Origin of the sequence: Pseudomonas sp. SED1 (assembly GCF_034044025.1) — a bacterium.
Classification (GTDB): domain Bacteria; phylum Pseudomonadota; class Gammaproteobacteria; order Pseudomonadales; family Pseudomonadaceae; genus Aquipseudomonas.
In genome coordinates, this window is record NZ_JAXCIS010000102.1 from 101821 (window position 1) to 115333 (window position 13513).

12 protein-coding genes are annotated in these 13513 nt (G+C 61.8%); 3 read left to right on the top strand and 9 right to left on the bottom strand.

Going from position 1 to position 13513, the window contains the following annotated elements; translation table 11 throughout:
* Nucleotides 1–21: 21 nt before the first annotated feature.
* The 3 genes from SNL23_RS13670 to SNL23_RS13680 are packed head-to-tail and all read right to left on the bottom strand — an operon-like array spanning nucleotide 22 to nucleotide 3762.
* Complete coding sequence (locus SNL23_RS13670) at nucleotides 22–1485, bottom strand: N-acyl-D-amino-acid deacylase family protein (protein WP_318302470.1); 1464 nt, start codon at nucleotides 1483–1485, stop codon at nucleotides 22–24.
* A 1-nt stretch (nucleotide 1486) separates the two neighbouring features.
* Complete coding sequence (locus tag SNL23_RS13675) at nucleotides 1487–2347, bottom strand: MurR/RpiR family transcriptional regulator (RefSeq protein WP_318302471.1); 861 nt, start codon at nucleotides 2345–2347, stop codon at nucleotides 1487–1489.
* An 11-nt stretch (nucleotides 2348–2358) separates the two neighbouring features.
* On the bottom strand, nucleotides 2359–3762 hold the full coding sequence (locus SNL23_RS13680) for a GntT/GntP/DsdX family permease (RefSeq protein ID WP_318302472.1): 1404 nt from the start codon (nucleotides 3760–3762) through the stop codon (nucleotides 2359–2361).
* A 193-nt stretch (nucleotides 3763–3955) separates the two neighbouring features.
* Here SNL23_RS13680 and SNL23_RS13685 point away from each other — a divergent pair, with 193 nt between their 5' ends.
* Nucleotides 3956–4348, top strand: coding sequence for a lysozyme inhibitor LprI family protein (locus tag SNL23_RS13685; protein WP_167665291.1), 393 nt, complete (start codon nucleotides 3956–3958; stop codon nucleotides 4346–4348).
* 118 nt (nucleotides 4349–4466) lie between these two features.
* Here SNL23_RS13685 and SNL23_RS13690 read toward each other — a convergent pair whose 3' ends face one another.
* The 4 genes from SNL23_RS13690 to SNL23_RS13705 all read right to left on the bottom strand — a co-directional run bounded on the left by SNL23_RS13690 (nucleotide 4467) and on the right by SNL23_RS13705 (nucleotide 8913).
* Nucleotides 4467–5912, bottom strand: a complete 1446-nt coding sequence (locus SNL23_RS13690) for a SulP family inorganic anion transporter (protein WP_318302473.1) — start codon at nucleotides 5910–5912, stop codon at nucleotides 4467–4469.
* Between the two features lie 207 nt (nucleotides 5913–6119).
* On the bottom strand, nucleotides 6120–7013 hold the full coding sequence (locus SNL23_RS13695; protein ID WP_318302474.1) for an NAD-dependent epimerase/dehydratase family protein: 894 nt from the start codon (nucleotides 7011–7013) through the stop codon (nucleotides 6120–6122).
* A 104-nt stretch (nucleotides 7014–7117) separates the two neighbouring features.
* Nucleotides 7118–8014, bottom strand: a complete 897-nt coding sequence (locus tag SNL23_RS13700) for a LysR family transcriptional regulator (protein ID WP_318302475.1) — start codon at nucleotides 8012–8014, stop codon at nucleotides 7118–7120.
* Between the two features lie 134 nt (nucleotides 8015–8148).
* On the bottom strand, nucleotides 8149–8913 hold the full coding sequence (locus tag SNL23_RS13705) for a sulfite exporter TauE/SafE family protein (protein ID WP_008436688.1): 765 nt from the start codon (nucleotides 8911–8913) through the stop codon (nucleotides 8149–8151).
* A 192-nt stretch (nucleotides 8914–9105) separates the two neighbouring features.
* On the opposite strand from SNL23_RS13705, the gene SNL23_RS13710 reads away from it, so the two are divergent.
* On the top strand, nucleotides 9106–10020 hold the full coding sequence (locus tag SNL23_RS13710; RefSeq protein WP_167665287.1) for a LysR substrate-binding domain-containing protein: 915 nt from the start codon (nucleotides 9106–9108) through the stop codon (nucleotides 10018–10020).
* 15 nt (nucleotides 10021–10035) lie between these two features.
* On the opposite strand, the gene SNL23_RS13715 is transcribed toward SNL23_RS13710, so the two are convergent.
* The gene (locus tag SNL23_RS13715; RefSeq protein ID WP_318302476.1) at nucleotides 10036–11466 is read right to left on the bottom strand and encodes an amino acid permease; all 1431 of its coding nucleotides are present in this window, start codon (nucleotides 11464–11466) and stop codon (nucleotides 10036–10038) included.
* A gap of 164 nt (nucleotides 11467–11630) precedes the next feature.
* Nucleotides 11631–12881, bottom strand: coding sequence for a kynureninase (gene kynU, locus SNL23_RS13720; protein WP_318302477.1), 1251 nt, complete (start codon nucleotides 12879–12881; stop codon nucleotides 11631–11633).
* A gap of 142 nt (nucleotides 12882–13023) precedes the next feature.
* Between kynU and SNL23_RS13725 the strand changes: the two genes are divergently transcribed.
* Nucleotides 13024–13497 carry an Lrp/AsnC family transcriptional regulator gene (locus SNL23_RS13725; RefSeq protein WP_318302478.1) on the top strand — a complete coding sequence of 158 codons (474 nt, stop codon included), beginning with the start codon at nucleotides 13024–13026 and terminating at the stop codon, nucleotides 13495–13497.
* Nucleotides 13498–13513 lie beyond the last annotated feature (16 nt).

A 13513-nucleotide genomic window follows, 5' to 3' on the forward strand; every position in this document is an offset into this window, starting at 1 on the left:
CTCCGTGTTTGAGAGCGGCCACTATACGGCCGCAAACCCCTTACGCAAATCCCCGTTTCGCGCCAGGAACCGTCCGGGCCGCTGTCCGTTGGCCTGCCCGTCGCTGTAGCTCAGCACGCCATTGACCCACACTCCGTCAATCCCTTCCGCCGCGCGCTGCGGCTCCTTGAAGTCCGCCACATCCCGCACCCGCAACGGGTCAAACAGCACCAGGTCCGCCCAATGCCCTTCACGGATCTCACCGCGCTCGGCCAGGCCAAAGCGCGCCGCCGACAAACCGGTCATCTTGTGCACGGCGGTGTGCAGCGGGAACAAGCCAAGGTCTCGACTGAAATGCCCGAGCACCCGTGGAAACGCGCCCCACAAACGCGGATGAGGGAACGGGTCTTCCGGCAAACCATCCGAACCGATCATCGACAGTGGATGCGCCAGGATGCGCTGCACGTCGGTCTCATCCATCCCGTAATACACCGCCCCGGCGGGTTGCAGGCGGCGGGCGGCGTCCATCAGCGGCACCGCCCACTCGGCGGCGATGTCCTGCAAATCCCGCCCGCCCATTTCCGGATGCGGCGTGGACCAGGTGATGGTGATGCGAAACGCGTCGGTAACCTGCTTCAGATCCAGGGTCGATGAACTGGCCGCATAGGGATAGCAATCGCAACCCACCGGATGAGTCTTCGCCGCGTGCTCCAGCGAAGCCAATAACTGCGGACTGCGTCCCCAGTTACCGGCGCCCGCGCACTTGAGGTGAGAAATAATCACCGGCGCCTTGGCATGCCGGCCAATCTGAAACGCCTCGTCCATGGCCTCCAGCACCGGTTCGAACTCGCTGCGCAAATGGGTGGTGTACACCGCGCCGAACGCCGTGAGTTCTTCACTCAGTTGCAGCACTTCATCGGTCTCGGCGTTGAAGGCGCTGGCGTAGGCAAGCCCAGTGGATAACCCAAGGGCACCGTCCGCAAGACTCTCCTGCAACTGCACGCGCATCGCGGCGATTTCATCGGGAGTGGCGGTGCGGTGCAGCTCGTCCATATGGTTGCTGCGCAGCGCCGTGTGGCCGATCAGCGCCGCCACGTTGACCGCCGGATGGGCACTTTCCACCGCCGCGCGGTAATCGGCAAACCGCGGATAGGCGAAGGCCTCGCGCTTGCCCAGCAGGTTCATCGGGTCCGGCGGATCGGCCCGCAGGCTGACCGGCGAAGCGCTGATGCCGCAGTTGCCGACGATCACCGTGGTCACGCCCTGGCTCAGCTTTGGCAGCATCTGCGGGTGACGGATCACTACCGTGTCGTCGTGGGTGTGCACGTCGATAAACCCCGGCGCCAATACGCGCCCGGTGGCGTCGATTTCATGCTCGGCGCTGTCTCGGGACAAGTCGCCAATCTTCTCGATACGGCCCTCGTGCACGGCCACATCGGCGACATAGCCGGGGGTATTGCTGCCATCAATGATCAGCGCCTGGCGGATCAACGTGTGGTACTTCATTTCAATCTCCAAGCGGCAGGCTGTCGGGGCCGCCGCGATAATCGTCCAGGGCCAGCTTGATCCGTCGCAGGCGTTCCTGGTTGTCGTCCGGCATGGCCAAGGCCAGCTCGGTGGCGAGTACGTCGATGGCCAACAGCATTCCGTAGCGCGCCGCCGTTGGCTTGTAGATAAAACTGGTTTCCGCCGGTTGCAGCGGCAGCAGCACATCGGCCAACTGCGCCAGCGGGGAATCCGGCAGGGTGATAGCGATGATTTTGGCGCCGTAATTACGCGCCAGCGCCACCACGCCCAATACCTCCGGGGTGATGCCGGTCAGCGAGCAAACAATCAGCGCGTGTTCCGGGCCCAAGGTGGCGGCGGTCACACGCATCATCACCGGGTCGTGGCAGGCGGCGATCGAGTAGCCCAGCCGCACCAGGCGCACTTGCAACTCGTCGCTGCACAGGCTCGACGGCCCGCCCATGCCGAACGTGTGGATCATCCGCGCTTTGCCCAGCAGGCTCACGGCGTCGACAAAACTGCGCTGGTTGAAACCGGACAAATGCCGGCGCAACGTCGATTCGATATCGCTGAGAATCTGCCGGTGAAAGGCCGACTGCTCAGGCAAACCCGCCGGGTCGAGAAACCTACTGCCGACGCCGCTGGCCTGGGCCAGTTGCAGGCGCAGGTCACGCAAGTCACGACACCCGACGCTGCGGGCAAAACGCGACAAGGTGGCGGTACTGACCTCGGCCCGTTGGGACAACGCTTCCAGGCTGGCGGACGCTGCGAAACCGACGTCATCAAGCATCAACTTGGCGATACGCCCTTCGCCGGCGCTGAAGGAATCCAGACGGGCGCGGATCTGGTAGAGGATGTCCATGAGGTCTCCGGTTACAGGATGCAGGACAGACCATACGTCAGACCGAAGGCAACCACCGAAATCAGGGTCTCCAGCACGGTCCAGGTCTTGAAGGTCTGGATCACCGTCATATTGAAGTATTCCTTGATCAGCCAGAAGCCGCCGTCGTTCACGTGGGAAAAGATTACCGAGCCCGCACCGGTGGCCAGCACCAGCAACTCAGGGTGTGGATAACCCAGCCCCATGGCGACCGGCGCTACCACGCCCGAGGCGGTGGTCATGGCCACCGTGGCCGAGCCGGTAGCGATGCGCATCAACGCAGCGAACAGCCAGCCCATCACCAATGGCGACAGGTTGAAGGCATGGGCCAGGCCGAGGATTTCATTGGTGACGCCAGCGTCTACCAGAATCCGGTTCAAACCACCGCCCGCGCCCACCAGCAAGGTGATGCTGGCGGTGGGTGCCAGGCATTCGTTGGTGAATTTGAGGATCGATTCGCGGTTGAAACCCTGGGCCAGGCCCAGCGTCCAGAAGCTCACCAGGGTCGCCACCAGCAGCGCAATTACCGAGTTACCGATGAACAACAGGAACTGGTTGAAGGCGGTGCCCGGTGTGGAAATCAGGTTGGCCCAGCCGCCGATCATCATCAGCACCACCGGCAACAGGATGGTGCCCATGGTCAGGGCGAAACTCGGCAAACGGGTGCGCGGCTCGCGGTCGATGAACTGGCGCTCCAGCGGGTTTTCCGCCGGCAGGTGAATCCGTGGCACGATGAATTTGGCGTACAGCGGGCCGGCAATGATCGCCGTTGGGATACCCACCAGAATCGCATACAAAACCGTTTGCCCAACCGACGCGTTATACGCCAGCACCGCCATCATCGCCGCCGGATGCGGCGGCACCAGCGCATGCACCACCGACAAGCCGGCCACCATTGGCAGACCGACCATCAGGATCGACACGCCCACTCGCCGCGCCACGGTAAAGGCGATCGGCACCAGCAACACAAAACCGACCTCGAAGAACAGCGGCAGCCCCACCAGGAACGCGATACACACCATCGCCCAGTGCGCATTACGCTCGCCGAACCGGTTGATCAACGTGCGCGCCACCTGCTCGGCGCCGCCGGACTCGGCCATCATCTTGCCGAGCATCGTGCCCAGCGCGACCACCAGCGCAATATGCCCCAGCGTCTTGCCGACGCCGGCCTCGTAGGAACCCATGATCGTATCCGCCGGCATCCCGGCCAACAGCGCCAGGCCAATAGACACCAGGGTGATGACGATAAACGGGTTGAGCCGGTAACGCGCGATCAATACGATCAATGCAATGATGGCGATGGCGGCGTAGATCAGCAGCCAATACCCCGGTGATGCGGCCATGCGGTACTCCTCGGAAAGGGTCACGTCGAATAGGTTGTGAAACTCATAAATCATTACCGAGGTGGATTTTCAATTTTTATGAAAGTAATTTTCGCCCACAGACAAGCCCTGTCGCACAGGGATATGCCCTGGGTCAGTGGATGAAAATTCGGGGGGCGTTCTTACATGAAGATCGCCAGGGCTGGAAACTCAACTGCGCAGGCCGAGTCTTAAACTGCACACCGACTCATGACCAGGAAAACCCAGAATGAATCGTAACCACCTGCTTGTTCCTTTCGCTGCCGGAGCACTGCTGCTGGCCTTTTGCGGCACGGCTTCAGCCGACGAGAATCCGGCGCTGAAAAAATGCATGGACGGCGCCAACACCACCGCCGACATGGTCGATTGCAACGCCAAGGAAACCAAGGTGCAGGACGCACGCCTGAACACCGCCTACAAAGCCGCCATGACCGCGATGGAAGGCAACCGCAAGCAGCAGCTGCAAGACGTGCAACGCCAGTGGCTCAAGTTTCGCGATGCCAACTGCGGCTTCATCGGCTCAGCAACCGGCGGCACCATTGATCAGGTCAACGGCTCCGGCTGCGTGCTGGACATGACCCAGACCCGCGCCCAGGAACTGGAAAACCTGGTCGGACCGTGATCGTTCCCACGCTCTGCGTGGGAATGCATCCTGTGACGCTCCGCGTCACGACTTTAAGAGCGGACGCGGAGCGTCCAGGGCGGCGTTCCCACGCAGAGCGTGGGAACGATCACAACTGTCAGTCGTGCTGCACCCGCGCACGCTTGAGCAGTTTGCGGCAGCGCTCAGACAGGTGCAGCACCCGCAGATGTTTGCCGGCCTTGGTGTAGCGCTCCCGAAGGGTCATCAACGCGGCAATTGCCGAATAGTCGACAAAGCTCAAATGACGACAATCCAGCGTCACCTGGGCCGGATCGTTGGCCGGGTCGAACCGGTTCAGGAACGGCGTGGTCGAGGCGAAGAACAGCGTGCCATGCAGCCGATAGAGCTTGCTGCCGTCCGCTTCCATATGCTCGTCCGCGTATAGCTCGCGCGCTTGCTGCCAGGCGAAGTTCAGCGCCGCAATCACAATCCCGCACAGCACTGCGGTCGCCAGGTCGGTGAACACGGTAATCACCGTCACCGCCATGATCACCAGCACGTCGTTCAGTGGCACCTTGTTGATCACCCGCAACGAAGCCCAGGCAAACGTCTGCTGGGACACCACGAACATCACGCCTACCAGCGCCGCCAGCGGAATGCGCTCGATCAGCGGTGACAGAAACAGAATGAACAACAGGATCATCACCCCGGCGAACACACCGGAAAACCGCCCGCGCCCGCCGGAGCTGAGGTTGATCACGGTTTGCCCGATCATCGCGCAGCCACCCATGCCACCGAACAGGCCAGAGACCATATTCGCCGCGCCCAAGGCCACGCTTTCGCGGTCGGGGTAGCCACGGGTTTCGGTGATTTCGTCGGTTAGGTTGAGGGTCAGCAGGGTTTCCAGCAGGCCGACCATGGCCATCAGGATCGCGTAAGGCGCGATGATGTGCAGGGTTTCGAGGGTCCAGGGAATCTGCGGCAACGCGAAGGTCGGAAGGCCGCCGGCGATGTGAGCCATATCGCCCAGGGTGCGGGTCGGCAAGCCGAGCAGGTATACCGCAAGGCCCACGCCGAGGATCGCCACCAGGGCTGGCGGCACCGCGCGGGTCAGGCGCGGCAGCAGGTAGACAATGGCCATGGTTGCCGCGACCAGCCCGGTCATCACGTACAACGGCGTGCCGCTGAGCCAGGTGTCACCGCTCTTGAAATGCTCCAACTGCGCCAGGGCGATGATGATTGCCAGGCCGTTGACGAACCCGAGCATCACCGAGTGCGGCACCATGCGCACCAGCTTGCCCAGGCGCAACAGGCCGAAGGCGACCATGATCAAGCCGCCCAGCAACACCGTGGCCAGCAGGTACTGCACGCCGTGCTGCACCACCAGTGCAACGATCACCACCGCCATCGAACCGGCGGCACCGGAGACCATGCCGGGCCGGCCGCCGAACAGCGCGGTGAGGGTGCAGATGATGAACGCGCCATAGAGGCCCATCAGCGGGTTGAGGTGAGCCACCAGGGCGAAGGCGATGCACTCGGGGAGCAAGGCAAAAGACGTGGTGAGTCCGGCCAGGGCGTCGGCGCGCAGACGGGTGAGGTTCATTGAAGTACCGGGGAGTTGCGAGGGATAAGGCGGGGGATGGTACGGAAATGAGTGAAGTGGGGCTAGTATTGGATAAGACCGTTGGACCGAGTCGCCCCTTTCGCGAGCAAGCCCGCTCCCACACTTAACCGAGTTCCAACTTTGGAATTCGGTCAAATGTGGGAGCGGGCTTGCTCGCGAAGGGCTCGCCTCGGTTTCAAGCGAACATCACACCATCTCGTTGCGAATCCACTCGACTACAGAAGTGCGCTTCGGCGCCCAACCCAGCAATTCCCGCGCGTGCTTGCCACGCACCCGGCTATTGGAGCCCAAGCCATAGTTGGCCATTTCATAGCCCCACTCGGCCTCGGCATCGGCCAACGGCCAATCCTGTGGCTTGCCCAGCTTCAACGCTTCGGCAATCGCGGTGGTCATGTCGACAAACGCCGCTTCGCCACTTTCCACAAAGTAGAACGTGCCCGGCACATTCTTTTCCAGCGCCAGCAGGTACAGCGCGACCACGTCTTCGATGTGCACGTTGGACCAGATGTTCTGGCCGGTGCCCACATGGTGCACAACGCCACTTTTACGCGCCTGCTTGAGCAACCGTGGCAACTGCACGCTGTCGCGCTTAACGCCCAGGCTGTGGCCGTAGATCAGGGTGTTGCAGATCACCGCCGAGTTCACGCCGTCTTTGGCGGCAGCAAGGATCAAATTGTCGATAGCCACGCGAGCGGCCTTGTCGACGGTCGGCTCCGGCAAGTTGTCTTCAAAGTAGATGACATCGCTGGACTTACCGCCCGACGCATCGCCGACGATGCTCGAACCGCTGGTGTGCAGGAAGGTTTTGTTGGAACCGCGCAACGCGGCCAGCAAGGTTTCCACGGCGCCGCGATGGTCACTGCTGGCGGCGTTGATAACGGCGTCAGCGTTCTTCGCCTGCTCGGTCAACAGTGCGCTGTCATCCAACGTGCCGATCACCGGCATGATGCCCAGTGCAGTCATTTCTTCGGCTTGTTCGGCGCTGCGTACAAGACCGGTCACTTTATGGCCGGCCTTGACCAGGCCAGTGGCGATGGAGCCGCCGATAAAACCGGCAGCGCCGGTAATGAATACGTTCATGGAGGTGTCTCCCTGCGTGAGTAATTGATGGCGTCAGTATTGCGGACCTATCCATTCCGAATAAGTCCGTATTGCCCAATTCACTCTTGCGCAGGGGTCACGAATCAGCTGGCGTAGCTGGCCAGCTTGCCCTGGATAAAGTCCAGGAAGCACTGGATGCGCAAGGCCAATTGCGAGTTGCGGTAGTACACGGCGTTGATCGGCTGGCGATAGCCGCTGTTGAACTCCGCCAGCACCGGTATCAGGCGCCCGCTCTTGATGTCCTGGGCGGTCATGAAGTCCGACAGACAGGTGATGCCCTGCCCTTCCAGCGCCAGCTGGCGCAAGGTTTCACCGCTGGACGCGGCGACGCCCGGCTGGATCTGCCAGCGATCGCCGTGCACATGGCGCAGCGGCCAGTGGTTGAGGGTTTCGGTGTGGGTGAACCCGAGCAAGCTGTGTCCGGCCAGTTCGGCTACGGTGGTGGGCGTGCCGTGTTGTTCAAGGTAAGCCGGGCTGGCGAGGATATGCAGCGGGCTGCATCCCAGTGAGCGGGCGTGCAGGGTCGAGTCTGCGAGGGCGCCAATGCGGATGGCGATGTCGGTGCTCTGCTCCAACAGGTCGATGATCAGGTCGTTGCTGTTCAGCTCCAGCTGGATGTCCGGGTACAGGCCACGAAACTCGGCGATGTACGGCACGATCGCATGCAGCATGAACGGCGATGCCGCGTTGATCCGCAGGCGCCCCGAGGGGGTTTGCTGGCGCGACGACAGGCGCTCTTCCAGGTCGTCCATTTGCTCGAGGATCACCTTGGCCCGCTCGAAGAAATACTTGCCCTCTTCGGTCAGGTCCATGCGCCGTGTGGTGCGGTTGATCAGGGTGGTGTCGAGCTTGGCTTCCAGGCGCGACAAGGTGCGGCTGACTGCCGACGGCGTCTGCCCAACCTGTTCGGCGGCGGCGGAAATCGACCCGCATTCAATTACGCAGACGAAGATCTGTAGCTCATCGGATCGGGCTTTCAACGTGAATCCTCTTTATAGCGGCTACACGGATACTAGCCGCATTACAGACTCAGGATAACGGGGCCTGTGCTTTGGAATACGTACCGGACGGCCAAAACGCATTTGACCAAAATACACAAATCAACAGCAGATTCTTAACCACTGATCAGCAGATGCCCACCCAGCGCGGCCATCCCGATAAAAAACACCCGCTTGAACAGCACCGCGCTGATGCGCTGGCGCAGGGCCTGGCCCAGCCACATGCCGAGCAGCGCCGGCACCAATGCCAGCAACGAGGCGTTCAATTCCCCACCGCCCAGGCTGCCGCGCCAGAACAACCCGGCCGCCAGCGCCAGGGTCGACACGGTGAACGATAGCCCCAGCGCTTGCACCAGTTGATCGCGATTCAAGCCCAACGCTTGCAGATACGGCACCGCCGGGATCACGAATACTCCGGTGGCCGAGGTGATGACCCCGGTCAGCACGCCGCACAATGGCCCCAGCCAGCGCTCGGTGGCCGGGCTGACCTTGAAGGTTGGCAACAACAACCCGCTCAAGGCATACACCAGCAACGCCCCGCCCAACGCCCGCACCACCCAGTGCCCGCCGTCCATGCCCAGCCACAACGAGCCCAGCCCGGTACCGAGAAAAATCAGCAGGAGCATCGGCCACAGGCGTTTGATCAAGGCGCTCAGATGACCGCCGAACGCCAGTTGCCAGAGGTTGGTGACGGTGGACGGGATGATCAGCAAGGCCGCAGCCTGCGCCGGCAACATAGCCAGGCCGAGCATCCCCATGGCGACGGTGGGCAAGCCCAGGCCGATCACACCCTTGACCGTACCGGCCAGCAGGAAGGTGCCTATCACCAGCAATGTCAGGGCCGGGCCGAGATTTTGGTAGAACGCGAGTAAGGTATTCATGGGTCGGATTTTGCAGGTTTGGGTGATGACTGAAAATTCGCCATATACTGAGGCAGCCTCTTGTTTCGCGTGAGGCAGATGGCCTCTTCGCGAGCAAGCCCGCTCCCACATTTTGAAATGGGTTCACAGATCTAAATGTGGGAGCGGGCTTGCTCGCGAAGAGGCCCGTCCAGACACCGAGATCCCCAGCCCATGCACTTTGACCTGATCGACCTGCGCCTGTACCTGCACATCCTCGACACCGGCAACATCACCGCCGGCGCCAGCCGCAGCCATTTGTCCCTGGCCGCCGCCAGTGCGCGGATTCGGGCGATGGAGGCCTCGCTGGGCATCGCGTTCCTGGAACGCGGCCGCCGTGGCGTAACGCCAACAGCAGCAGGCAAAGCCCTGGCCCGCCACGCCCGCCTGCTGTTGCAGCAGGCCGAGCACCTGCAGCAAGACCTCGCGGAGTACGCCAACGGCGTCAAAGGCCAGGTGCGCCTGCTGTGCAACACCACGGCCCTGAGCGAATACCTGCCGGAATTGCTGGCGGACTTTCTGCGGGAACACCCCAACCTGGATATCGACCTGCAGGAACTGCCGAGCCTGCGCATCACCCACGCCTTGCGCCAGGGTGCGGCAGACCTGGGGATCATTTCCGATGCGGTGGACACCCACGGCTTGCAGACCCTGCCCTTTCGCGACGACCCGCTGGTGCTGATCATGCCCCTCGATCACCCGCTGGCAGACCGCACCGTGAGTTTTATCGACAGCTTGCAGCACGACTACGTAGGCCTGGCTGCCGACAGCGCGCTGGCGGTATACCTGGAAGAACAGGCGTTGCACGCAGGCTTTCGCTTGCAGACCCGCATCCGCGCGGACGGCTTTGATGGATTGATTCGCATGGTCGCCCGGGGCGCCGGGCTGGGGATCGTGCCGTTGGCCGCGCTGGAACGCTGGCCGTTGGAGCGGCGCTTCCAGGCCCAACCCCTGACCGAGGATTGGGCCTGTCGCAAACTGCTGTTATGCGCGCGCGGGTTCGACCAATTGCCCGGTTACGCCGCCCAACTGCTAAACGCCCTTTCCCCCTGTAGGAGCGAGCTTGCTCGCGAAGAACGTCAACGATAACGCGGGCTTTCTGATTTAACCCGGCGCTCTCGGGTTTTTCGCGAGCAAGCTCGCGCCTACAGGGTTTTGGCGACCCTTGCGGAAGAACACGTAGTACACCAGCGACAGAATCAGCAGGAACGGCACCCCGAACACCAGCGTCATCTTGAACGCGTCGGTGAAGAACGTGGTGATCATCACCGCGCCCATCAGCACCAGGCCCAGCAGCGTGCTGTAGGGAAACAGTGCCAGCTGGAACGACAGCTTCGGCCCGCCGTGACGCTTGCGGTAGCGGCGGAAAAACAAGTGGGTCAGGAAAATCATGAACCAGGTGAAGATCGCGCCAAACATCGAGATCGCCATCATCAAGGTGAACGAGCTTTCCGGGTACACCACGTTCAGCAGGGTCGCCAGGGCGATGCCCGAGCTGGACAGCAGCAAGGCGTTCAACGGGATGCCGCTCTTGCTCAAGGCACCCATGGACTTGGGCGCGAAGCCGGCGCGAGACAGGCTGAACATCATGCGGGTGGTGATGTAGAGCTGGCTGTTCATCGCCGACAAGGCCGCGATCAGGATCACAAAGTTCATCACGCCCGTGGCGCCGGGAATGCCGATGGTCTGCATCACCGTGACGAACGGGCTCTGGGCATGCCCAGCCTGGTTCCACGGCACGATGGCGAGCATCAGCGCCAGGGTCAGCAGGTAGAACACCACCAGCCGCACGATGGTCGCGCGGAAGGCTTTCTTCACCGCCTGCTCCGGGTCGGCCGCTTCACCGGCAGCCACCGCGATCATCTCCACGCTCAGGTAGCTGAAGATCGAGACGATCACCGCGATCCACATGCCGCTCAAGCCATTCGGGAAAAAGCCGCCGTGGGCGGTGTAGTTCTGCACACCGTAATCCGGATTGCCGGAGCCGAACACCACATACACCGCGAGGATGATGAAGCCGACGATGGCGCTGATCTTGATCGTGGAGAACCAGTATTCGAAGTTGCCGAAGGTCTTGACGCTGATGGCGTTGAGCACGATCAACACGCTGGAAAACGACACGATCCACACCCATTCCGGCACGTTGGCGAACCAGTACTTCATGTACATCGCCACCGCCGTGACCTCGGCGCCCACCGCCAGCACAATCGCCGCCCAGTACGCATAGCGCACCAGGAAACCGGCCAGCGGGCTGACATAAAATTCGGCATACGCGCCGAAGGAGCCCGAGGTGGAATGCGCCACGGTCATCTCTGCCAGGCAGCCCATCAGCAACAAGGTGATCAGTGCGCCGATGGCATAGCTCACCAGCACGCTGGGCCCGGCATAGCCGATGGCGTAGGCGCTGCCCATGAACAGCCCGGTGCCGATGGCGCCACCGATGGCGATCATGCTCATCTGGCCGGAAGTGAGCTGGCGCCTGAGGCCCAGTTCGCGATTGGTTATTGCGGCAAAGCCTTGGTCTGGCGTGGTCACGTGGCGTGCCCCTTTATTATTGTGATTGCACTGCTTTCTGGTTGAAACACTGTTCCCTGTGGGAGCGGGCTTGCTCGCGAAAGCGCTGTGGCAGTCAATACATCAGGGACTGATAGACCGCATTCGCGAGCAAGCCCGCTCCCACATTTTTGCTCTGCGTTTACTCAGGTGACGCTGTGGCGCACTTTGAATTGCGGCTCGTCCCAGGTTTTCTGGTCGAGAATCTCACCCAGGATTTCCACCGCATCCCAGACCTCAGCAAAGCTGGTGTACAGCGGGGTAAACCCGAAACGCATGATCATCGGCTCGCGATAATCACCAATCACGCCGCGAGCGATCAAGGCCTGGATAACCGCATAGCCTTCCGGGTGTTCGAAGCTGACGTGGCTGCCCCGTCGGGCGTGTTCACGCGGGGTGATCAGGGTCAGCTCGTGGGCGGCGCAACGGGATTCCACCAGCTCGATAAACAGGTCGGTCAGCGCCAGGGATTTAGTGCGCAGGCTGGCCATGTCGGTCTGGGCAAAAATATCCAGGCCACATTCCACCATCGCCAGCGAGGTAATCGGCTGGGTGCCACACAGGTACCGGGCGATGCCCTGGCTTGGCGCATAACGCGACTCCATGGCGAACTGGCGGGTATGCCCGAACCAGCCCGACAGCGGCTGCGTGACCACATCCACCAACGCCGGGTTGACCCACACAAACGCCTGGGAGCCGGGCCCGCCGTTGAGGTATTTGTAGGTGCAACCAATCGCATAATCGGCACCGGCCTGATGCAGGTCGATCGGCACCGCGCCCGCCGAATGCGCCAGGTCCCAGATCGTCAGCGCGCCGCACTCATGGCTCAACGCGGTCTGGGCCGGCATGTCGTACATGTAGCCGGTCTTGTAGTTGACGTGGGTGAGCATCACCACGGCCGCGTCCTGGTCGATGGCTTGGGGCAGTTCGTCCGGGCTGTTGACCAGGCGCAGGGAGTAGCCCTGTTGCAGCAGTTCTGTCAGGCCTTCAGCGATGTACAGATCGGTGGGGAAGTTGCTCGCTTCGCTGACGATCACCTTGCGGCTTGGCGCCCGTTCGCGTTGCACGGTCAGCGCGGCGCTGAGCACCTTGAACAGGTTGATGGAGGTGGTATCGGTAATCACCACTTCGCCGTCGCGGGCGCCGATCAGCGGTGCCAGGCGATTGCCCAGGCGCTGGGACAGGTCGGCCCAGCCGGCGCTGTTCCAGCTGCGAATCAGGCCATTGCCCCACTCCTCGGCGATCACCGCTTGCGCCCGCTCCAGCGCTGCCACCGGGCGCGCGCCCAGAGAGTTGCCGTCGAGGTAGATCACCCCGGCAGGCAAGGCGAATTGGTCGCGCAGTGGCGCCAGCGGATCCTGGGCATCGAGGGTCAGGCAATGGGTGCGGGTGGTCATGGTCAGTCCTGTTCTTGTAGTAACAATGAGCCAAATAATGAACGAAGCTTTAGAGAATTTTCGTGCAAAGTGGTGGGCAACAGGCTAATTAAGCTGTAGGAAATTCGAATTTAACCCCCAAACACGCGGATTTATTCTAACCATGATTCTCGACGCCACCGACCTGCGCCTTCTGCATTTCCTGCAACAGGATGGCCGTATCAGTAACCAGGAACTGGCGGAGAAAGTCGCTCTGTCGCCCTCGGCTTGCCTGCGGCGTTTGCGCCTGCTGGAGAGCGAAGGAATCATCAGCGGTTATCGGGCGGTGTTGAACGCCGAGCAGTTGGGGATTGAGCTGGAGGCCATCGTCCACCTGTCGTTGCGCCAGGATGTGGAGGATTGGCACGAGACGTTTATCAAGAAGGTGCAAGGGTGGCCGGAGGTGGCCAGTGCGTATGTAATTACGGGGGCGAGCAATTATGTGCTGCGGGTGCAGGCACGCAACCTCAAGCACTTTTCGGACTTTATTGTGAACCACCTGAACCGCACGGCGGGGGTGATGGATATTCGGTCGGAGATCGTGTTGCAGAAGATCAAGGATCGGGATGAGCTGCTCGACCTGGTTGTTCGCAAGTAGGCCAAACGATACAGAT